The sequence below is a fragment of the Kitasatospora sp. NPDC085464 genome, assembly GCF_044541955.1.
Taxonomy (GTDB): Bacteria; Actinomycetota; Actinomycetes; order Streptomycetales; family Streptomycetaceae; genus Kitasatospora.
Window position 1 is genome coordinate 56,210 of sequence record NZ_JBITTM010000038.1, and the last position, 20,059, is coordinate 76,268.

At 73.3% G+C, this 20,059-nt stretch carries 17 protein-coding genes; 2 read left to right on the plus strand and 15 right to left on the minus strand.

The features are described from left to right. Nucleotides 1-186 precede the first annotated feature (186 nt). Complete coding sequence (locus tag ACIGG8_RS30210; RefSeq protein ID WP_396551904.1) at nt 187-1,641, minus strand: hypothetical protein; 1,455 nt, start codon at nt 1,639-1,641, stop codon at nt 187-189. A 634-nt stretch (nt 1,642-2,275) separates the two neighbouring features. Between ACIGG8_RS30210 and ACIGG8_RS30215 the strand changes: the two genes are divergently transcribed. Continuing rightward, complete coding sequence (locus ACIGG8_RS30215; RefSeq protein WP_350524597.1) at nt 2,276-2,968, plus strand: bifunctional DNA primase/polymerase; 693 nt, start codon at nt 2,276-2,278, stop codon at nt 2,966-2,968. 93 nt (nt 2,969-3,061) lie between these two features. Here ACIGG8_RS30215 and ftsY read toward each other — a convergent pair whose 3' ends face one another. The 5 genes from ftsY to ACIGG8_RS30240 all read right to left on the minus strand — a co-directional run bounded on the left by ftsY (nt 3,062) and on the right by ACIGG8_RS30240 (nt 10,549). Next, on the minus strand, nt 3,062-4,306 hold the full coding sequence (ftsY, locus tag ACIGG8_RS30220) for a signal recognition particle-docking protein FtsY (RefSeq protein ID WP_396551905.1): 1,245 nt from the start codon (nt 4,304-4,306) through the stop codon (nt 3,062-3,064). Between the two features lie 48 nt (nt 4,307-4,354). Beyond that, nucleotides 4,355-7,984 carry a chromosome segregation protein SMC gene (smc, locus tag ACIGG8_RS30225; protein WP_396551906.1) on the minus strand — a complete coding sequence of 1,210 codons (3,630 nt, stop codon included), beginning with the start codon at nt 7,982-7,984 and terminating at the stop codon, nt 4,355-4,357. A gap of 159 nt (nt 7,985-8,143) precedes the next feature. After that, complete coding sequence (locus ACIGG8_RS30230) at nt 8,144-8,347, minus strand: hypothetical protein (protein WP_045702518.1); 204 nt, start codon at nt 8,345-8,347, stop codon at nt 8,144-8,146. A gap of 414 nt (nt 8,348-8,761) precedes the next feature. After that, nucleotides 8,762-9,061: an acylphosphatase gene (locus ACIGG8_RS30235; protein ID WP_350524600.1), complete on the minus strand. Its 300-nt coding sequence runs from the start codon at nt 9,059-9,061 to the stop codon at nt 8,762-8,764. A 129-nt stretch (nt 9,062-9,190) separates the two neighbouring features. Beyond that, the gene (locus tag ACIGG8_RS30240; RefSeq protein WP_396551907.1) at nt 9,191-10,549 is read right to left on the minus strand and encodes a hypothetical protein; all 1,359 of its coding nucleotides are present in this window, start codon (nt 10,547-10,549) and stop codon (nt 9,191-9,193) included. Between the two features lie 318 nt (nt 10,550-10,867). Here ACIGG8_RS30240 and ACIGG8_RS30245 point away from each other — a divergent pair, with 318 nt between their 5' ends. Further along, nucleotides 10,868-11,791 (plus strand): hypothetical protein, encoded by a 924-nt coding sequence (locus ACIGG8_RS30245; protein ID WP_396551908.1) that lies wholly within the window; start codon nt 10,868-10,870, stop codon nt 11,789-11,791. Between the two features lie 6 nt (nt 11,792-11,797). On the opposite strand, the gene mutM is transcribed toward ACIGG8_RS30245, so the two are convergent. The 9 genes from mutM to recG form a co-directional block, all read right to left on the minus strand. Further along, entirely contained in the window at nt 11,798-12,676 is an 879-nt protein-coding gene (gene mutM / locus ACIGG8_RS30250) for a bifunctional DNA-formamidopyrimidine glycosylase/DNA-(apurinic or apyrimidinic site) lyase (RefSeq protein WP_396551909.1), read from the minus strand. 55 nt (nt 12,677-12,731) lie between these two features. Further along, nucleotides 12,732-13,520, minus strand: a complete 789-nt coding sequence (gene rnc, locus ACIGG8_RS30255; protein WP_350524604.1) for a ribonuclease III — start codon at nt 13,518-13,520, stop codon at nt 12,732-12,734. Between the two features lie 20 nt (nt 13,521-13,540). After that, the gene (gene rpmF / locus ACIGG8_RS30260; RefSeq protein WP_030275709.1) at nt 13,541-13,714 is read right to left on the minus strand and encodes a 50S ribosomal protein L32; all 174 of its coding nucleotides are present in this window, start codon (nt 13,712-13,714) and stop codon (nt 13,541-13,543) included. A 2-nt stretch (nt 13,715-13,716) separates the two neighbouring features. After that, on the minus strand, nt 13,717-14,361 hold the full coding sequence (locus ACIGG8_RS30265; protein WP_396551910.1) for a YceD family protein: 645 nt from the start codon (nt 14,359-14,361) through the stop codon (nt 13,717-13,719). A 163-nt stretch (nt 14,362-14,524) separates the two neighbouring features. Next, nucleotides 14,525-15,697 carry an ATP synthase F0 subunit B gene (locus ACIGG8_RS30270; protein ID WP_396551911.1) on the minus strand — a complete coding sequence of 391 codons (1,173 nt, stop codon included), beginning with the start codon at nt 15,695-15,697 and terminating at the stop codon, nt 14,525-14,527. Nucleotides 15,698-15,916: 219 nt separating this feature from the next. Beyond that, nucleotides 15,917-16,408, minus strand: coding sequence for a pantetheine-phosphate adenylyltransferase (coaD, locus tag ACIGG8_RS30275; RefSeq protein WP_350524607.1), 492 nt, complete (start codon nt 16,406-16,408; stop codon nt 15,917-15,919). Between the two features lie 50 nt (nt 16,409-16,458). Beyond that, complete coding sequence (gene rsmD / locus ACIGG8_RS30280; RefSeq protein WP_350524608.1) at nt 16,459-17,040, minus strand: 16S rRNA (guanine(966)-N(2))-methyltransferase RsmD; 582 nt, start codon at nt 17,038-17,040, stop codon at nt 16,459-16,461. A gap of 122 nt (nt 17,041-17,162) precedes the next feature. Next, nucleotides 17,163-17,696 carry a hypothetical protein gene (locus tag ACIGG8_RS30285; RefSeq protein WP_350524609.1) on the minus strand — a complete coding sequence of 178 codons (534 nt, stop codon included), beginning with the start codon at nt 17,694-17,696 and terminating at the stop codon, nt 17,163-17,165. Between the two features lie 105 nt (nt 17,697-17,801). Beyond that, the gene (gene recG, locus ACIGG8_RS30290) at nt 17,802-20,027 is read right to left on the minus strand and encodes an ATP-dependent DNA helicase RecG (RefSeq protein ID WP_396551912.1); all 2,226 of its coding nucleotides are present in this window, start codon (nt 20,025-20,027) and stop codon (nt 17,802-17,804) included. Nucleotides 20,028-20,059 lie beyond the last annotated feature (32 nt).

A 20,059-nucleotide genomic window follows, 5' to 3' on the forward strand; every position in this document is an offset into this window, starting at 1 on the left:
GGTTGTTTCGCGACCGTGACGCGTGCGACGCGCGGGTTACGGCTGCGTGAACCGCAGCCCCGGAACCGCCCGGACGGGCTACCGTGCCGCCGCGCGCCCGGCCCCGCCCACGCGGGAACCACCGACCGCGACGGCGGCGGCCGGCACGGTCGGTGGAGTCCGGGAAGTGCCCGGGAGGTGCGCCGATCAGACCACCGAGACGTACTCCGGGATGTCCTGAACGACCCGCTCCTTGAGCCGGCTCACCGCGTCCACGCCCTTGAACCGGGCGGCCGCGGCCTCCGTGGTCTTGCGCACCCGGGAGTTCAGCCGCTCCGAGCGCACCTTGGTCGCGATGTCCACCGCCTGCTCGGCCATCACCGCCGCCTGCTCGGCCTCCTTCTGCAGCAGGTGCACGCTGGCCATGCCGATCAGGTTGAAGGCGTACGAGCGCACGTGGTCGCCGTCCTGGCGGAACAGGTCGACCGCGCGCTCCATCACCGGCGCCGACAGCGAGGCGTACAGCTGGGCGTTGTCGGAGTGGTACGCGAGGTCGCGGAAGGAGTGCGCGTTCTCGGCGTTCAGCTCGGCCGGCGAGAAGAACTTCAGCCAGTCCGGCTCGTCGTCGCCGTCGCGGATGTCGGTGAAGGTGTCCTCGGCCAGCCGGACCGCCCGGGCGCAGCGGTTCACCTCCCCGATGGTGGCGTAGGCCCGCGCCTCCATCGCGTACAGCAGGGACTGCTGGCGCGGGCCGGCGGTGTCACGGCTGCCGTACTGCGCCAGGTGGATCAGCTCCAGGGCGTCCTCGCCCCGGTTGAGGTGGATCATCTGGCGGCTCATGTCGGTGAGGATCAGCGCGCCGAACGGGCGGTCGCCGGCCTCCTTGGCCGCGTGCAGGGCCAGCACGTAGTACTTCTGCGCGCTCGGGTGCATCCCGACGTCGTACGACATCCACCCGGCCAGGTGGGCGAGCTCGGCGGTGAGCCGGAACAGCCGCCGGGTGGTGTCCTCGTTGTACGTCTCCTGGAGCAGGTCGGTGACCTCGTGCAGCTGGCCGACGACGGCCTTGCGGCGCAGCCCGCCGCCGTTCTGGGCGTCCCACTGGCGGAACATGACCGTGGTCTGCTCCAGCAGTTCCAGCTCGGGCTCGGAGAGCCGGCCGGTGAACGCCTCGCCGCCGTTGGCCGCGGTGAGGATCGGGGTGGGGATGCCGGTCGGGCCGGGGGTCAGCCAGCGCTGCATCGGCTCGATCAGCGCGGCGCCGGCGGTCAGCGCCAGCGAGGTGCCGAGGAAGCCCCGGCGGTTGAGCATCAGGTCGCTGCGGGAGTAGTCACTGATCAGCTGGACGGTCTGCGGACCGCTCCACGGCAGGTCGACGCCGCCGCCCACGGTGGAGACCGGGATCGCGGCGCGCAGGCCGAGGTCCTCGATCGAGACCACCGAGCCGAAGCGCTCGGAGAAGAGCTCGGACATGATCTTGGGGATCGGCTCGCGCGGCTGCTCGCCGTCGAGCCAGCGGCGCACCCGGGAGGTGTCGGTGGACACGTGGTGGGCGCCGATCTGCCGGGCCCGTCGGTTGACCTGACGCGCCAACTCGCCCTTGGACCAACCGCTGCGGGCGAACCACGTGGTCAGCTTCTCATTGGGTTGCTTCTCTGCCATGGGAACGTCCCATCCCGCCCGGCCCCTCGCGGGGCCCCCGATCGTGACCGCCCGACGGTTGCGGGCTCTTGCCAGACGTGCCTGCCGTGCGTGCTGCCTGCCGCGCCCGTGGTGGTGCCGTACCGCGCCCTCGCACTGGCGTGCCATCGTCGCGGACGATCCGTCAGATTCCCAACTCCCGCTCTCCGGCGGCCCGGAGCGGGATCCCGACGGCATCCGCGTGCTGAACGTAATGCCCCGCGAGGTGCCCGCGGGAGCGCCCCTGGCGAAACGCCACCTTTCGCCACCCCCAGGAGTGAACCGAAGTCAGGGGGCACACGCTTCACTAGGTAGTCCCGACGGTCCGGCATATGCGGGCCGCCAAGTCGCCCGGACCATCCCGGGGGACCCGGCAGGACCAGCAATCCACCGCAGCCACAGGCGAGTTCAGCGCCCACTCCGGGCGGCAACAGTCTCGCGCACACGACGATCCGGCATCCGCGCCGCCCCCACAAGGCGGCGCCCGAGGCGCACCACCGGAACAGGCGCACGCCACGCGCTGCGCGCCGCCACCGCACTACGCACCACACACCTGACAATCGACACACAGTCACCGTCCCGTAACCATCGGCAACGAGAACCTGTTGGGGGAGGCATGGACAACCTGTTCGGCGAACTTCGACTGGGGAGCCTGCGGCTGGCACCGCTGGGCGCGCGCCGCCGCACCAAGGTCACCGCGTCCCAGGCCGCCGCGGAGTACACCGGCCGCTGGGGCTGGGCGGTCGCCACCGGCGACCCGGCCACCGGCACCCCGGGCTCCGGCGCCACCGCCCCGACCCGCTGTCCCTGCGGAGCCGCCCGCTGCGCCGCGCCCGGCCTGCACCCCGTGCCGGGCGGCGAGGGCCGGGCCCGCACCGGGCGGGCCGAGGCCTCGGTCCTGTTCCCCACCGGCCGGGCCTTCGACGTGCTGGACGTCCCCGAGCAGGCCGGCCTGCAGGCGCTGGTCCGGCTGGAGCGGATGGGCACCCAGGTCGGCCCGGTGCTCTCCGCCCCCACCGGACGGCTGCAGTTCCTGGTCGCCGCCGGCACCGCCCGCCGCCTGCCCGACCTGCTCTACCGGATGGGCTGGGACGACGCGGCGCTCGACCTCACCTGCCACGGCGAGGGCAGCTACGTCGCCGCCCCGCCGACCGTCCTCGGCGGCCTCGGCCCGGTCCGCTGGCTGCGCCGCCCCACCCGCGACAACGCCGGCTGCCCGCCCGAGGCCCGGCTGCTGCTCGGCACCCTCGCCTACGCGTGCCACCGCGGCCGCGAGCGCACCGCCGAGCCGGCCTGGATCGCCTCCTAGCGGGGCCCGCCCGGACCCGGGCAGCCGGAAGGGCCCGCCCCGAGCGGAGCGGACCCTTCGGAAGAGCGGCCTGCGGGAGGCCGGCGGGGAGCCTCAGTCCCCGATCAGCGCGTCCACGAACGCGCCCGGCTCGAACGGCGCCAGGTCGTCCGCGCCCTCGCCCAGACCGATCAGCTTGACCGGCACGCCCAGCTCGCGCTGGACCGCGACCACGATGCCGCCCTTGGCGGTGCCGTCCAGCTTGGTCAGCACGATGCCGGTGATGTCGACCACCTCGGCGAACACCCGGGCCTGGATCAGGCCGTTCTGGCCGGTGGTGGCGTCCAGCACCAGCAGCACCTCGTCCACCGGGCCGTGCTTCTCGACGACCCGCTTGACCTTGCCCAGCTCGTCCATCAGGCCGGTCTTGGTGTGCAGTCGGCCGGCGGTGTCGATCAGCACGGTGTCCACGCCCTCGGCGATGCCCTCCTTGACCGCGTCGAAGGCGATCGAGGCCGGGTCCCCGCCCTCCGGGCCGCGCACGGTGCGCGCACCGACCCGCTCGCCCCAGGTCTGCAGCTGGTCGGCGGCGGCGGCACGGAAGGTGTCGGCGGCACCGAGCACCACCGTGCGGCCGTCGGCGACCAGCACGCGGGCCAGCTTGCCGGTGGTGGTGGTCTTGCCGACGCCGTTGACGCCGACGACCAGGACCACGGCCGGGCCCTCCTCGTGCTTGGTGGAGCGGACGCCGCGGTCGGCGTCCTTGCCGATCAGCTCGACCAGCTCCTCGCGCAGCAGCCCGCGGAGCTCCGAGGGCGTGCGGGTGCCGAGCACCTTCACCCGGGTGCGCAGCCGCTCGACCAGCTCCTGGGTGGGGGCTACGCCGACGTCGGCGGTGAGCAGGGTGTCCTCGATCTCCTCCCAGGTGTCCTCGTCCAGGTGCTCGCGGGAGAGCAGCGAGAGCAGGCCCTTGCCGAGCGAGTTCTGCGAGCGGGAGAGCCGCGAGCGCAGCCGGACCAGCCGGCCGGCGGTGGGCTCGGGAACCTCGACGGCGGGAGCCGCCTCGGCCTCGGATGGCTCGACCTCGACGACCTCGACGGCCTCGGGAGCTTCGGGAGCCTCGGCGGCCGGAGGCTCCGCCGGGAGTTCCACCTCCTCGACGGTGCGCCTGGGCTCCTCGGTCGGCGGCGCGGACTCCTCGCCGACCTGGGGCTCCTGCGGGGTGGGCTTCGGCGCCGTGATGACCGGCGCCTGCGACTTCGGGGGCAGCTGCTGGCGTCGTCTGCCGGAAACGACGAGGCCCGCGATCGCACCGATGGCGATCACGGCGATGACTACGGCAAGGATCACGTATTCCATAACGCCAACCAGTATCCGCGACCGGAGCCCGGATGGACCGCAGCCGGACTACGCCGATACGGTCCGAACCGTCCGCGGCCGCCGTTCCCGGTGCTCCTCCCGCAGCCGCTGGCTGATCACCTGCGAGATGCCGTCGCCCTTCATCGTCACGCCGTAGAGCGCGTCGGCGGACTCCATGGTCAGCTTCTGGTGGGTGATCACGATCAGCTGGGAGCTCTCCCGCAGCTCCTCCATGATCCCGATCAGCCGGCGCAGGTTGGTCTCGTCCAGCGCCGCCTCCACCTCGTCCATCACGTAGAACGGGCTGGGCCTGGCCTTGAAGATCGCCACCAGCAGCGCCACCGCGGTCAGCGAGCGCTCGCCGCCGGACAGCAGCGACAGCCGCTTGACCTTCTTGCCCGGCGGGCGGGCCTCCACCTCGACCCCGGTGGCGAGCATGTCGTCCGGGTCGGTCAGCACCAGCCGGCCCTCCCCGCCCGGGAAGAGCCGGGCGAAGACGCCCTCGAACTGGGCGGCCGTGTCGTGGTACGCCGAGGTGAACAGCTGCTCGACCCGCTGGTCCACGTCCCGGACGATGTCCAGCAGGTCGCGCCGGCTGCGCTTGAGGTCGTCCAGCTGCTCCCCCAGGAACCGGTGCCGCTCCTCCAGCGCGGCGAACTCCTCCAGCGCCAGCGGGTTGACCTTGCCGAGCTGCTGGTACGCCTTCTCCGCGGCCTTCAGCCGCTTCTCCTGCTCGGCCCGGACGTACGGGTACGGCTCCCCCGGCTCCTGACCCTCCTCGGGCGTCGCGGGCGGGACGGGCCGGTCCGGTCCGTACGCGGCGAGCAGCTCGCCGCCGTCGATGCCGAACTCCTCCAGCGCGCGGGCCTCCAGCTGCTCGATCCGCAGCCGCTTCTCCGCCCGCAGCACCTCGTCCCGGTGCCCGGCGTCGACCAGCTTGTCGAGCTCCTCCTTGAGGCCGCGGCCGTGCTCGCGGTGCTCCCGCAGCTCCTCCTCGCGCTCGGCGCGCGCCCGTTCGACGGCCTCCCGCCCGGCGTCCGCGCGGGCCAGCGACACCTCCAGGCAGGCCAGCAGCTGCCGGGCGCCGGCCGCGACGGCGTTCGCCACCCCGGCGTCGTGCTCGGCGCGGCGCCGGCGCTCCGCGGCCCGGTCGCGGGCCTCGCGCTCGGCCCGGGCGGCCCGGTCCAGCTGGTCCGCCCGCCCGGCCAGCGCGCGGACCCGCTCCTCGTGGGTGCGCACCGCCAGCCTGGCCTCCAGCTCGGCCTGCCTGGCGCTGCTCGCGGCCTCCGCCAGCCGCTGCTGCTCGGCGGTGTCCGGCTCGTCCTCCCCCGCGTCCGCCGACTCCTCGGCCGCGGCCAGGCGCTCCGCCAACTCCTCGGCGGTGTCCAGCAGATCGGCCAGGCCCTGCTCGGCGCGCGCGGCGGCGGCCGACAGCCGGTCGGCCTCCCCGGCGGCGGCGCGGGCCTGCCCGCCGAGGCGGCCGAGCGCGCCCGCGACCCGGGCCCGCTCCTTCTCCGCCTGCCGCCGCAGCTCGCCGAGCCGTTCCAGCTCGGCGGCCGACTCCCCGCGCCGGTCGGTGAGTTCGGCCAGCAGCTCGGCCGACTCGGCGCAGCGGACGGTGAGTTCCCCGATCGCGCGGGCCGCCTCGTCCACCGCGGCCTGGGTCTCCAGCAGGCTCGGCGCGCCGCCGGACCCGCCGTGCGCGAAGCCGGCGCCCAGCCGGTCCCCGTCTGAGGTGACGGCGGTGACGACGGGCAGCGCACGGCACCCGGCAGGCTCTGCCGGCCCTGCGGGCTGCCCGGCGACCAGGCGCAGCGCCGCGTCCAGGTCCGCGACCACCGCCACCCCGGCCAGCAGCTGCCGCACGGCGGCGAGCAACTCGGGCGGACCGTCGACGAGTTCGGTGGCCCAGCGGGCCCCGTCCGGCAACTCCCCTGCCCCGTAGGCCACTTCGCCGGCACCGGCGATCAGCAGCGCGGCCCGACCGGCGTCGTCGGCGCGCAGCAGCCGCAGCGCCTCGGCGGCGGCGGTCGGCGATTCCACGGCCACCGCGTCGGCCGCCGCGCCGAGCGCCGCCGCGACCGGCACCTCGTACCCGGCCTCGATCCGCAGCAGCGCCGCGGCCGGGCCGAGCAGCCCGCCCAGCCGCTCCCCCGCCGCCAGCAGCGCGCCGGTGCCGTCCTTGCGGCGCAGCCCCAGCGAGAGCGCCTCGTGCCGTGCGGTGAGCCCGGCCCGCTCGCGCTCGGCGGCGCCGGCCGCCTCCCGGGCGGCGGCGAGCTCCCGTTCGACGGCGGCCAGGCGCTCCCGCGCCTCCCGGTGCCCGGCCTCGGCCTGCTCGTCGTCGCCGGCCGCACCGTCCACCTGCTGCTGGAGTTCGTCCAGCTCGCCCTGCGCGGCCTCGGCTCGGAGCAGCGCCTCGTCCCGGGCCTCGGCGAGCCGTCCGATCTCGGCCTGGGCCGCGGCGGCCTCGGAGCGGGCGGCGGCGGCCTGCCCCTGCAGCCGGGCCAGGCCCTCCCGCCGGTCGGCGATGGCCCGGGCGGCGTCCCGCAGCCGGCGCTCCTCGGCGGCCAGCTCGCGCTCCAGCCCGTCCTTGCGCTCGACCGCCTCGGCCAGCGCGTACCGGGCCTCCTCCAGCGCTTCGGCCAGCGCCGCCTCCTCCTCGCGGATCCCGGCGGCCTCCCGCTCCAGCTCCTGCGGGTCGCGTCCGCGCCGCTCCTCGGTCCGTCCCCCGGCGGCGGCGTGCCGGGCCCGTGCCTCGGCCAGCCCGACGGTGCCGCGGGTGCGCTCGGCGAGCGCGGAGAGCCGGTACCAGGTCTGCCGGGCGGTCTCCAGGCTCGGCCCGAGCTGCCGGACCTGGGCGTCCAGGACGTGCTCGCGCTGCACCGCGCTGGCCAGCTCCTGCTCGACGGTGGTCCGGCGCAGCCGCAGCGCCAGCTCGTCCGCGACCTCGGCCTCGACGGCCCGGCGCAGCGTGGACAGGTCGTCGGCGAGCAGGCGCAGCCGCGCGTCGCGCAGCTCGGCCTGGATCCCGGCGGCCCGGCGGGCGATCCGGGCCTGCCGGCCGAGCGGCCCGAGCTGGCGGCGCAGCTCCGCCACCAGGTCCTGGACCCGGTTGAGGTTGACCTGCATCGCGTCCAGCTTCCGCAGCGCCTTCTCCTTGCGCTTGCGGTGCTTGAGGACGCCGGCCGCCTCCTCGATGAAGGCGCGCCTGCCCATCGGGTCGGCGTGCAGGACGGAGTCCAGCTGGCCCTGCCCGACGATGACGTGCATCTCGCGGCCGATGCCGGAGTCGGAGAGCAGTTCCTGGATGTCCAGCAGGCGGCAGGTCTCGCCGTTGAGCGCGTACTCGCTGCCGCCGTTGCGGAACATCGTCCGGGTGATGGTCACCTCGGCGTAGTCGATCGGCAGGGCGCCGTCGACGTTGTCGATGGTGAGGCTGACCTCGGCGCGGCCGAGCGGGGCGCGCCCGCTGGTCCCGGCGAAGATGACGTCCTCCATCTTGCCGCCGCGCAGCGACTTGGCCCCCTGCTCGCCCATCACCCAGGACAGCGCGTCGACCACGTTCGACTTGCCGGAGCCGTTCGGCCCGACCACGCAGGTGATGCCCGGCTCGAAGCGCAGGGTGGTGCTGGAGGCGAAGGACTTGAACCCGCGCAGCGTCAGACTCTTCAGGTGCACGCGGCCGGTCTCCTCATCGCTCGCCGGGGCCCAGCGAGCGACTGTATCCGGAGTCGGACACGACGAAGGGACGCCACATCAGGGCGTCCCTTGCAAGCTGCGTCCCTTTCGGGGCGGCTCAGTGCACAGCGGCGTCGATCTGCGAGGACCGGGCGGGACTCAGGTGAGAGCCGGCTCCCGCTGATCCAGATCGATGCTGTTGAGCAGCGAGTGCTCGTCAGCGACAGCGGTGAGAGCGTCGTTCTCAGCCTGCATCCGAAGGAGCTCGGCTTCAAGGTCCTGGACGCGCTGCTGGAGCCGTCGCATCTCGGAGAGCATTCGCGGGTCGGGGCCGCCGACGTACCCGAGAAGCGCCTTTGCCATGATGAATGGTCCTCCACGCTGAGTGACCGAACCGGAACGGTTCAGGTCTAGGGGGAAGGGGGACGCACGCGCGGCGCGCCGCCGGAAGTGCTGGCTGGGCACTACGGCACAACCACCGTGAGCTGGGCTCACGGGGGCATGCGCCTGCCGGACTGACGCGGTCGTGTGCGCGGGCTTCCAGCGTCTCACCAAAGACGGAAAGGGTCAACACGATCACCGCACGCTACCGCGCCCCTGTCACCTGCCCGGCGGTGTGGTCACGCCTGGGGGGTCTTCGGGAGGGGTCCACCACGTGCTCGTGGATCATCGTTCGATGCGGAGTCAACCACGAGTCTGCCCGGATGGCAACCTCGTGACACCGCCGGTTCCGGATCTTTTCCCGACGGGCCCGGCGGCGGGCCCGCGGGCGGCGGCTCAGCGGATCTCGAAACCCTCGTAACCAGGGCCGACGGCCGTCCAGATCTCGGTCACGCCGCTGACGTTCCCCGGGGTCCCGGGGCCGCGCAGCCGGGCCAGCAACTGCTCGCAGTCGGCCGCGAGACCCTCCGCGACGACCTGCACCCGGCCGTCGCCGAGGTTGCTCGCGTAGCCGGTCAAGCCGATCTCCAGCGCCCGTGCCCTGGTCCACCAGCGGAACCCGACCTGCTGGACCTTCCCCCGGACCCAGGCGGTGACCCGGACCGGTTCCTCACTGTGGGCGTCGCGACCGTGCATGCCCCGACCCTAGCCGCCCGCGCGCCCGGCCACCGCCCGGGCCGGGCCCCGCACACGGGAGCGGCCCCGCCGGAGGAACCGGCGGGGCCGCGTGGGGTCGAGCGAGCGGGTCGGGCGAGCGGGCCGGGATTACCAGTCCCCGCCGCCTCCGAAGTCCCCGCCGCCGCCGAAGTCACCACCCGAGTCGCCGCCGAAGCCGCCGAAGTCACCACCGTTGAAGTCGGCGCCGGTGTAGTCGCCGCCCTCGTGCTGGTCCTGGTAGCCGTGGTTGTGGCCGCCGTCCATCATCGGCGACGCGTAGGCCGGGGTGCTCATCATCGAGCCGAGCATGGTGCCGACCAGCAGGCCGGGCAGCAGGCCGCCGCCGAAGCTGCTGTAGTAGCCGCCCGCGTACGGGGCGTACGCCGGGCCGGCGTTCCAGTACGGCTGCGGGCCGTACTCGGTGTCCACGGTGCGGACCGCCGGGTCGAGGCCGGCCGCCACCCGGTCCGCGTCGGCCTGGCAGACCGGGACGGAGCGGGCGGAGCCGCCGGCCGGGGCCCAGTCGACGTCCTTGACGGACGGGCCGTGGCGCGGGTCCATGAAGCACGGGGGGCGGCGCTCGGGCAGCGGGCGCCCGCCCCGCCGGGCGCTCAGGGTGGCCAGCGCGAACCGGCCGTCCTCGATCGCCTCGGTGACCTGCTTGACGTCCTCCGGCCGCTTGGCCTCCTCCATCAGGCGCTTGGACTTCTCGTACGCGTCCAGGGCGTGGGTGTAGTCCGTGCGCTGGGCGTCGTCGGCGTCCGCCGCGGCCGGGTCGAAGTCGAGCCGGTCCAGTTCCTCGCCGAAGGCGGTGATGTCCTCGTCGACCACCCGGCGCACCTGCTCCAGCTCGGCCCGGGCCTGCTCCTCCTTGCGCTTCTTGGCGCGGCGGAAGAGGAGGAAGACTCCGGCGCCCGCCAGGGCCACCAGCACGACCGGGATGACCACCCAGGCGATCGAGGTGCTGTGGTTGACGCCCTCGCCCTTGGTCTGCGGGGCCGCCTGGTCCACGAAGTCGTTCAGGGTGGCGTCGATGTCGCCGTTGTGGGCGCGGAAGGCGGCGCCGGAGATCCGCTCCGGGAGGCCGGCGCCCAGCGCGCCGCGGTCGGCCCGGGCCGCGAACTGGTTGCCGCGCCAGATCCCGTAGACGCCGTCGACGCCCACCATGGTCCGCAGGTCCTTGAAGACGGTGTCCTTGCCGTAGGCCGGCGAGTCGGGCACGACGGCGATGAAGATCGGCTTGTCGGCCTTGTCGATCTTCTTGGTCAGGGCGTCCGCCTGGGCCTGGCTGAAGCGGTCGGTCATCGCCGGGTCGACGTAGACCTTGCCCTTCTTGAGGGCGGCGGAGGCGTCGCTCAGCCCGCCCGCGGCCGAGGCGGCCGGCGCCAGCAGGAGCAGCAGCCCGAGCAGCGCCGCCACCAGGGCAAGCGGCCCGGTGCCCCGGGACCGTCGTGCAAGGGTTCTCATGTCCCCGACGCTACCGTGAGCGGCGTCGGAGCACGCCATACCCTTCGCATACTGGTAGGGACGGAACACCCCGCCGTCCGCCGGGTCAGGTCCCCTTCCCGGGGATGATGTTCCCCCCGGCCGACCCTGACGCGGGCGGGGCGGGGGAACCGCCGCAGGCCCCCGGACGTAGGTCCGGGCGGGCCCGGCCCGGCTCCGGGGCGCCGCAGGGGGCGTGCCGACCGTACCGGGCGAACGGGCATAGTGGTCCCGGACCACCGTCCCATTGCCTTTCCTTTACCCAGCCCGTCCTCTACCCACCTCCGATCGGAGCACTTGGTGATCATCGGCCTCGTCACCGCCGTGGCGGCATCCGCCTGCTACGGCACCGGCTCGGTCCTGCAGGCCGTCGGATCCCGCCGTTCCGCCCGGGAGGAGGCCGCCAACGGCGCCACCACCTCGACCACCGAGCACGGCGGACCGAGCCTGTCCTCGACCGCGAAGGCCGCCGTCACCTGGGAGTTCATCCTCGGCACGGTGCTCGACCTGATCGGCTTCGGGCTCGGCGCACTGGCCGCCCGGCTGCTGCCGCTGTTCCTCTCCCAGACCATCATCAGCGCCAACCTGGTGATCACCGCGCTGCTCAGCATCAAGCTGCTGGGCCTGCGGCTCAAGCAGCTGGAGTGGGCCTCGATCGGCGTGCTCTGCTCGGCGCTGGTGCTGCTGGCCGTCTCGGCGGGCCCGGAGGGCGGCCACCACGCGGCGATGTCCTTCCACTGGTGGCTGCTGATCATCACCACCGTGGTGCTGGGCGGCGGCAGCCTGCTGGTGCGCCGGATGGGCGCGAACGGCGCGATCGTCGCCGGTCTGCTCTCCGGCCTCGGCTTCGGCGCCCTGGGCGTCGGCGTGCGCATCCTGAACGGCGTCGACCCGTTCGAGCTCGGCGCCCTGCTGTCCGACCCGGCGCTGTACGCGATCCTGGTCGGCGGCCTCGGCGGCATGTACATCCACACCGTGGCCCTGCAGATCGGCTCGGTGAACGGCGCGACGGCCGCACTGGTGGTCGGCGAGACGGTCCTGCCCGGCGCGGTCGGCGTGATCTGGCTCGGCGACTCCTCCAAGGCCGGCCTGGGCTGGCTCGGCGTGGTCGGCTTCCTGCTCGCGGTGGTGTCCGCGGTCGGGGTCGCCTACTTCGGCCAGGACACCCACGGCGCCCCCGACGGGGCGGACGCCGGGCATCCCGAGCTCGCCGGCCGCAAGTAGGCCGGGTCAGCCCCCGCTGCGGGCCCGCGGCACGCGCTGGCAGCGGGGGCAGAAGTAGCTGGAGCGGTTCATCCAGGCCGCCCGCCGGATCGGGGTGCCGCAGCGGCGGCAGGGCTCGTGCTCGCGGCCGTAGGCGTCGAGGTCCCGGGAGAAGTAGCCGCTCTCGCCGTTCACGTTGACGTAGAGGCTGTCGAAGCTGGTGCCGCCGACGGCGAGCGCCGCGCTCATCACGTCCCGGGCGTTGGCCAGCAGGACGGCGGCCTGCGGGCGGGTCAGCGTCGGCGTCGGGCGGTCGTAGTGCAGCCTGGAGCGCCACAGCGCCTCGTCGGCGTAGATGTTGCCGACACCGCTGATCAGGGTCTGGTCGAGCAGCGCGCGCTTGACGGTGGTGCGCTTGGCGCGCAGCGCGGCCACGAAGGCCCCGTCGTCGAAGCGCGGGTCGAGCGGGTCGCGGGCGATGTGCGCGATGGAGACGGGCGTGCCCTCCGGGTCGCCCTCCTCGGCCTCCTCGACCGCCAGGCCGCCGAAGGTCCGCTGGTCGACGAAGCGCAGTTCGCGCCCGCCGTCGGCGAAGCGCAGCCGGACGCGCAGGTGCGTCTCGTCCGGCACCGACGGGTCCTGGACGAGCAGCTGGCCGCTCATCCCGAGGTGGCCGATCAGCGAGAAGCCCGTGCCGGTGCCCGCCAGGGGCACCCACAGGTACTTGCCGCGCCGCTGCGCGGTGCCGAGGGTGGTGCCGGTCAGCCGGGCCGTGAAGTCGACCGCGCCGGCCGGCTGGCGGCGCACCGCGCGCGGGTGCAGCACCTGGACGTCGGCGACGGTCCGCCCGGCGACCCAGGCGGCCAGACCGCGGCGGACGACCTCGACCTCGGGGAGTTCGGGCACGGGAAGGAGCCTCCTGCTTCGATACGGATCCGCAGGAGGAAAGGCTACTTCGCGATCACGCCCCGGCGGGAAGCCGGTCGGCGTACTTCTCCTTGATCGCGCGCCAGGCGCTCTCGGCGGCCTTCTGCTCGGCTTCCTTCTTGGACCGGCCGACGCCGCTGCCGAAGTCCTCGCCGGCCACCCGGGCCGCTGCGGTGAAGGTCTTCTCGTGGTCCGGACCGGACTCCATGACCACGTACTCGGGAACCCCGATGCCCACCGAGGCGGTGAGCTCCTGCAGGCTGGTCTTCCAGTCCAGGCCGGCGCCCAGCTGAGAGGACTCCTCGATCAGCGGGTCGAACAGGCGGTGGACGAAGTCGGTGGCGGCGTCCAGACCCTGGTCCAGGTAGACGGCCCCGATCACGGCCTCGACGGTGTCGGCGAGGATCGACGACTTGTCGCGGCCGCCGGTGCCCTCCTCGCCCTTGCCGAGGCGGATGAACGTGCCGAGGTCCAGACCCCGGCCGACGTCCGCCAGCGCGCGGGAGTTGACCACCGCGGCGCGCAGCTTGGCGAGCGTGCCCTCCGGGACGTCCGGGTGGACGCGGTAGAGGGTGTCGGTCACCACGAGGCCCAGCACCGAGTCGCCGAGGAACTCCAGGCGCTCGTTGGTGGGCAGACCCCCGTTCTCGTACGCGTACGAGCGGTGGGTCAGTGCACGTACCAGAAGGGCGCGCTCAAGCGTGTACCCGAGGCGCCCTTCCAGGACGTCGTATTCGGTCGAAGCCGGCCCGCCGGCCTTGCCGCCGCCCGAAGAACCCTTCGGGGCGGAGGACGCCTTGCGGGTGGAGTTACCGTCCGACATCGATCCGTACACCCCGCCGATCAGACCGAGAGGACCTGGCGACGGTTGTACGTGCCGCAGCTCGGGCACGCGATGTGCGCGAGCTTCGGCTCGTGGCAGCGGTCGCACGCCACGAGGGCCGGGGCAACGGCCTTCCAGTTGGACCGGCGGTGGCGCGTGTTGCTGCGCGACATCTTCCGCTTCGGAACAGCCACGGCTACTTCTCCTGGTTCTCGGCGAGACCCTCACGGGTGTCGCTGGTCTTGATCCCGTCACCCTCGTCGCCGGGGGCGGCGGAGAGTCCCTGCAGAGCCGCCCACCGGGGGTCGACGGCGTCGTGGTGGTGCGTCGGGTCGTCGCTCAGGCGCGCTCCGCATTCGGAGCACAGGCCCAGGCAGTCTTCCTGGCACACCGGCTGCAGCGGCAGTGCGAGCACCACCGCGTCACGCAGCACCGGCTGGAGGTCGAAGAAGTCGCCCTCCAGGCGGTAAGTCTCTTCTTCCGGGTCCTCGTCGAGGTCCTCGGTCCCGGTGGTCCGGGCGCGATGGCGCTCGTCGGACTCCGGGTAGTAGTACAGCTCCTGGAAGTCCACGTCGACGTCGAACTCGACGGGCTCCAGGCACCGGACGCACTCGCCCTCGACGTGGGCGTCGGCGGTGCCGGTGACCAGCACGCCCTCGACCACGGACTCCAGGCGGAGCTCCAGCTCGATCGGGCTCTTCTCCGGAACACCGATCACATCGATGATCCCGAAGCCCTCGGGAGCCTCCAGGGTCCGGGACACCTTGCGCATCGAACCCGGGCGACGACCGAGCTCGTGCGTGTCGAACACGAGGGGGTCGCGGTGGTCGAGGCGGTTCACGGTGTCCTGACTTCCATTGGAAACGATCGAGAGATTCCCCATACAGGTCGACCTTGCGCGGGCAAGCCGACGGCCGGACATGGGGATGCCGGAGTGGTCAGACTACCGGAGTCTCCCGCCAGGCCCAACTTCGGTCCCGTCAGGAGACTCCGCGACGGTCCGCTCAGCGGCCACCGAGCTCCCGCAACCTGGTCATGTCGATCACGCTGGTGTCGAAGAAGCTGGTCTCGTCCAGGCCCTGCTGCTGCTGCGGCACGGCCGGCGGGGCGGCGGGCGGCTGCGGGTAGTTGTAGCCGTCGTACTGCTGCGCGCCGTAGCCCTGCTGCTGGTGCTGGTGCTGCTGGTAGGCGTAGCCGTCCTGCTGCTGGGCCGGGTAGCCCTGCTGCTGGTAGCCGTCCTGCTGCCCGCCCCACTGGGTGTTGTACGGGTCCCCCTGGGCGGCCGGGTCGTAGCCGCCGCCGTACACCTCCGCGTACTGGCCGCCCTGCTGCTGGGCGGCGGCCGCGTACTGGTCGGCGCCGGGGTCCTGCCAGCCCGCCGCGGCCGGGGTCTGCTCGGGCCAGGTCTGCTGCTGCGGGACGTCCTCGCGGTACCAGGCGATGTCCTCGCCGTCGGCGTCCGTGGCGAAGCCCGCCGCCACCGCCTCGGCCCGCTCCTTGGCCTGCTGCGCCTCGTCGGCGGCGGCCAGGTAGGCGCCCAGCTCGTCGATGGGCCGCTTGCCGAGCAGCTTGTCGCGGCCCTTGCCGACGGCCTCCAGGGTGGCGCTGAGCACGTTCTCCAGCGTGGCCAGCTTCACATCGACGTACTCGTCGACCTCGGGGCTCGGGCTGATCCGCTGCGGCCGGAACTCCTCGCCGTCCGTCTCGCCGTCGTGCTCGGTCTCGAAGACGCCGGAGTCCCCGCGCAGCTTGGTGCGGCCGCGGCCGACCGCGCCGAGCGTCTTGGTCAGCACCACCTCGAAGTTGGCGAGCTTGCTGTCCACGTAGTCGTCGGCCTCGGCCCGCTTGGTGTCGACCTCGGCCCGCGCCTCGGCGAGGATCCGGTCGGCCTGGGACTGGGCCTGGCGGACCACCTCGGTGTCCGAGATCAGCGAGCCGCGCTCGGCGTGCGCGCCCTGGATGATCAGCTCGGCCTCGGCCTGGGCGCCGGCCACCACCTGCTCGTGGTCGGCCATCACCGACTGGGCCTGGGCCAGTTCGGCGGGCAGGGCCGCCTTGAGGTCGTTGAGCAGGCCGATCAGCTCGGCCCGGTTCACCACGCAGGAGGCCGACATCGGCATCGAGCGGGCGTTCTCGACCGCCGCCACGATCTCGTCGACCTTGTTCTGCACGTCCACGGGGCTTCGTCTTTCCGTGTGCCGCCGACGGTCCGGCGGAGGCAGGCCCGGCGCGGTGGACCTCACCGCAGGGCAGGGACTACAGACTGTACGGCCACCTCGGGGCACGGTCACAACACCCGAGCCGAACCGGCCTCCCGGCCATCGGACAAGACGTGACGAACCGGCAGAAAGGGACGTCCTGCCCCCGGGAGGCCGACCGGCCGCCCACCGCTCCGCCTACTGCTCGGCCTTGCGCTCCGCGATCCGCTCGACCAGCCGGCGGTGCACCGTCTCGGGCAGCAGGTGCGAGACGTCGCCGCCGTACGAGGCGACCTCCTTGACCAGCGTCGAGGAGAGGAAGCTGTAGGTCGGCGAGGTCGGCAGGAACAGCGTCTCGACGCCGGTCAGCCCGTGGTTCATCTGGGCCATCTGCAGCTCGTAGTCGAAGTCGCTGACGGCGCGCAGGCCCTTGACGATCGCCGGGATGCCGCGCTCCCGGCAGAAGTCCACCAGCAGGCCGAGGTGCGACTCGACCACGATGTTGCCGTACTTGGCGGTGGTCTCCTCGATGAGCTCGATCCGCTCCTCGATGGTGAACATGCCCTGCTTGTTCCGGTTGATCGCGACCGCGACATGCACCACGTCGTAGAGCTTCGAGGCCCGCTCGATGATGTCCAGGTGACCGTTGGTGATCGGGTCGAACGACCCGGGGCAGACGGCTCGGCGCATGGCGTGTGTGCTCCCTCGTGGGGTGACGGCTCTTGCGGGCCCGCGGCCCGCTACTCCTGCTGGTCGGCCGCGGCGGCGCGACCGTACCAGAGCGTGCCCTCGCCGTAGCGGCGGGAGCGCAGTCCCTCGAAACCCCCGGGCCAGTCGAACTCGCCGCCGCGGGTGCTGCGCTCCACGGTGACGAGTGTGTCCTCCGCCAGCCAGCCCCCGGCCAGGAGTGTGATCAGCATCTCGCGGAGTTCCGCGTCCGTCACGGCGTACGGCGGGTCGAGGAACACAAGGTCGTACGGGCTCTGCGGGGGCGGCCCGGCGATCACCTTCTCCGCCTTCGCGGCCCGCACCTCGGCACCCGGGAGGCCGAGCGTGCGGACGTTCTCCCGGATCACCCGGGCCGCCTGGTTGTCCGCCTCGACCAGCAGGACGTGCTCGGCGCCGCGCGACAGCGCCTCCAGCCCGACCGCGCCCGATCCGCCGAACAGGTCGAGCATCCGGGCCCCGTGCACCGTGCCGCGCAGCGCCTCCAGGGTGGAGAACATCGCCTCGCGGGCCTTGTCGGAGGTCGGTCGGGTGCCCCGGCCGGGCGGTACGGCCAGCCGGCGGCCGCCGGCCGCCCCGGCGATCACGCGGGTCATGGTGGTGGGAGGTCCTTTCGTCGCTGCCCGACCACGCTATCCCGCCCGCCGCACCGGCCCCACACCGAGCGGGTGCGGCCCGGTGGACGGCTCCACCGGGCCGCACCCGCGCACTCGGGTGGTCAGCTCGCCTCGGAACCCACCGACTGGCCCGGGACCGACCCGCCGAGGAGGGCCGGCGAGGCGTAGCGGGACCAGGACAGGCAGCCGTCGGGCGGGCAGAACTCGGGGCGGCGCGGGTCGTGCCCGAGCTCGCGCAGCTTGGTCCGGACGGAGTCGGGCGTACGGCCGAAGCGGGCGGCGATCCGGGCGACGGTCTCGCCGTCGTGGAAGCGCCGGACCAGCTCCTCCTCGTGCTGCGGCACCCAGGGGGCGCCGTGGCCGGGGTACAGCTCGCGCAGCACGTCGCGGTCGGGGATGGGCTCGGAGACGTCGGCGACGATCGCCAGCGCGCGCAGCGCGCGGTTCAGCGCGATCCGCAGCGAGGCGACGTCCTCGACCGGCAGACGGAGCTTGCCCGAGGCGAGCGGCGCGGCCGCCGCCCCCTCGCGCCAGCCGGTGAGGGTGAGGGTGACCTCGCGGTCGTCGTCGCTGGCGAGTTCGATCCGGAAGACCTTGTCGCCCAGCGGGAGCTCGTTGAGATGACGGAATGCCATGGCAGGACCCCCAAGTGTCGTGCCAGGTACGCACCTTGGAGGTGCGCCCTGAACACCTTCATTCTCTCCCGGGGGTCTGACAATCCGGCTCGTCCGAGGGGCCGCTCAGCCCTTCTCCATGTAGGCCGCGCGGTCCTCGTCGAGCAGGCTCTCCAGGGCGGTGCGCAGCTCCGGGTGAGCGGCCAGCTCCGGGTCCTCGGCGACCAGCCGGGTGGCCTCGGTCCGCGCGGTGAGGATGACCTCCTCGTCCTCCAGCACCGAGAGCACCTTGAGCGAGGACTTCACCCCGGACTGCGCCTGGCCCAGCACATCGCCCTCGCGGCGCTGTTCGAGGTCGATCCGGGAGAGCTCGAAGCCGTCCAGGGTGCCGGCCACCGCGTCCAGCCGGGCGCGGGCGGGGCTGCCGCCGGGCATCTCGCTGACCAGCAGGCAAAGGCCCGGTGCGCTGCCGCGGCCGACCCGGCCGCGCAGCTGGTGGAGCTGGGAGACGCCGAAGCGGTCGGCGTCCATGATGACCATCGCGGTGGAGTTGGGGACGTTGACGCCGACCTCGATGACGGTGGTGGCGACCAGCACGTCCACCTCCCCCGCGGCGAACCGGCGCATCACGTCGTCCTTGGCGTCGGGCGCCAGCCGGCCGTGCAGGATCTCCACCCGCAGACCGGCGAGCGGCCCCTTGACCAGCTTCTCCGCGGTCTCCACCACGGAGAGCGGGGGCCGCCGTTCGTCGCTCGCGGCGCCGGCGTCGGCGACCTCCTCGAAGTCCTCCTCGGCCGCCTTCCGCTTCTTCTTCGCGGCCTTCGGATCGGCTGCGGGCTCCTCGTCCCCGATCCGGGGGCAGACCACGTACGCCTGGTGGCCCTTGTCGACCTCCTCGCGGACGCGCTCCCAGGCCCGGGTGAGGAAGTTGGGCTTCTCCAGCGCGGGGACGACGTGGGTGGAGATCGGCGAACGGCCGGCCGGCAGCTGGTCCAGGACGGAGGTCTCCAGGTCCCCGAAGACGGTCATCGCGACGGTGCGCGGGATCGGGGTGGCCGTCATCACCAGCAGGTGCGGCGGCTGCTGCCCCTTGGCGCGCAGCGCGTCCCGCTGTTCGACGCCGAAGCGGTGCTGCTCGTCGACCACCACCAGGCCGAGGTCCTGGAACTCGACCTTGTCCTCGATCAGCGCGTGGGTGCCGATGGCGAGCCCGGCGTCCCCGCAGACCATGTCCAGCAGCGCCTGGCGGCGCGCGGCGGTGCCCATCGAGCCGGTCAGCAGCACCACCCGGGTGGCGTGCTCGGAGCCGCCGAGCATGCCGCCCTCGGCGAGGTCCCCCATCATCTCGACGATCGAGCGGTGGTGCTGCTGGGCGAGCACCTCGGTGGGCGCGAGCAGCACGGCCTGGCCGCCCGCGTCCACCACGGCGAGCATCGCCCGCAGCGCGACCAGCGTCTTCCCGGAGCCGACCTCGCCCTGGAGCAGCCGGTGCATCGGGTGCTCGGTGGCCAGGTCGGCGGCGATCTCGGCGGAGACCTTCTGCTGGCCCTCGGTGAGGGTGAACGGCAGCCGGGCGTCGAAGGCATCCAGCAGGCCGCCCGCCCGGGCCTTGCGCGGCTTGGCGGGCAGTGCGGAGTCCGCGGCCCGGCGCTGGGCCAGGGCGACCTGGAGGACGAAGGCCTCGTCCCAGCGCAGCCGGCTCTGGGCGCGCTCGCGGTCGGCCTGGCTGCGCGGGCGGTGGATCAGCTCCAGCGCCTCGGGCAGCGGGATCAGGTCGTGGCGCTCGCGCAGTTCGGCGGGCAGCGGTTCGCCAACGTCGCCGAGGTGCTTGGTGAGCGCGGTCTCGATGCAGATCGACAGCTTCCAGCTGGGCATCTGCGCGCTGGCGCCGTACACCGGGATCAGCCGGCCGGCGAACTGCTTCGCGGCGTCGGAGCCGGCCTCCTCGTCGAGCAGCTGGTAGTCGGGCGAGACCAGCTGGCGGCTGCGGTTGAAGACGCCGACCTTGCCCGCGAACAGGCCCTGGGCGCCGGCCTTGAGCTCCTTCTGCCGCCAGCCCTGGTTGAAGAAGACCAGCGAGAGCCGGCTGCGGCCGTCGGTGACGACGACCTCCAGGCGGTCGCCCTTGCGGCCGCGGAACGGGATCAGGGTGACCTTCTCGATCCGGGCCAGCACGGTGACGTGCTCGTCGATCTCCAGGTCGTCCAGGCTGGTGAGCTGGCCGCGCTCGACGTAGCGGCGCGGATAGTGGTGCAGCAGGTCCCCGACCGTGCGCAGCTTGAGGCTGTCGGCGAGCACCTTCGCGGTGCGGTCGCCGACGAGTTTGGTCAGTGGTTCATCGAGAGCGCCCATCAGGGCCCTGTTTACACCACGGGACCGACGAA

What these genes read in the sequence shown, in the direction of transcription:
- ACIGG8_RS30210 (WP_396551904.1), bottom strand. Translation starts at nt 1,641, where the DNA reads ATGGCAGAGAAGCAACCCAATGAGAAGCTGACCACGTGGTTCGCCCGC.
- ACIGG8_RS30215 (WP_350524597.1), top strand. Translation starts at nt 2,276, where the DNA reads ATGGACAACCTGTTCGGCGAACTTCGACTGGGGAGCCTGCGGCTGGCA.
- ftsY (WP_396551905.1), bottom strand. Translation starts at nt 4,306, where the DNA reads ATGGAATACGTGATCCTTGCCGTAGTCATCGCCGTGATCGCCATCGGT.
- ACIGG8_RS30230 (WP_045702518.1), bottom strand. Translation starts at nt 8,347, where the DNA reads ATGGCAAAGGCGCTTCTCGGGTACGTCGGCGGCCCCGACCCGCGAATG.
- ACIGG8_RS30235 (WP_350524600.1), bottom strand. Translation starts at nt 9,061, where the DNA reads ATGCACGGTCGCGACGCCCACAGTGAGGAACCGGTCCGGGTCACCGCC.
- ACIGG8_RS30240 (WP_396551907.1), bottom strand. Translation starts at nt 10,549, where the DNA reads ATGAGAACCCTTGCACGACGGTCCCGGGGCACCGGGCCGCTTGCCCTG.
- rnc (WP_350524604.1), bottom strand. Translation starts at nt 13,520, where the DNA reads ATGTCGGACGGTAACTCCACCCGCAAGGCGTCCTCCGCCCCGAAGGGT.
- coaD (WP_350524607.1), bottom strand. Translation starts at nt 16,408, where the DNA reads ATGCGCCGAGCCGTCTGCCCCGGGTCGTTCGACCCGATCACCAACGGT.
- rsmD (WP_350524608.1), bottom strand. Translation starts at nt 17,040, where the DNA reads ATGACCCGCGTGATCGCCGGGGCGGCCGGCGGCCGCCGGCTGGCCGTA.
- ACIGG8_RS30285 (WP_350524609.1), bottom strand. Translation starts at nt 17,696, where the DNA reads ATGGCATTCCGTCATCTCAACGAGCTCCCGCTGGGCGACAAGGTCTTC.
- recG (WP_396551912.1), bottom strand. Translation starts at nt 20,027, where the DNA reads ATGGGCGCTCTCGATGAACCACTGACCAAACTCGTCGGCGACCGCACC.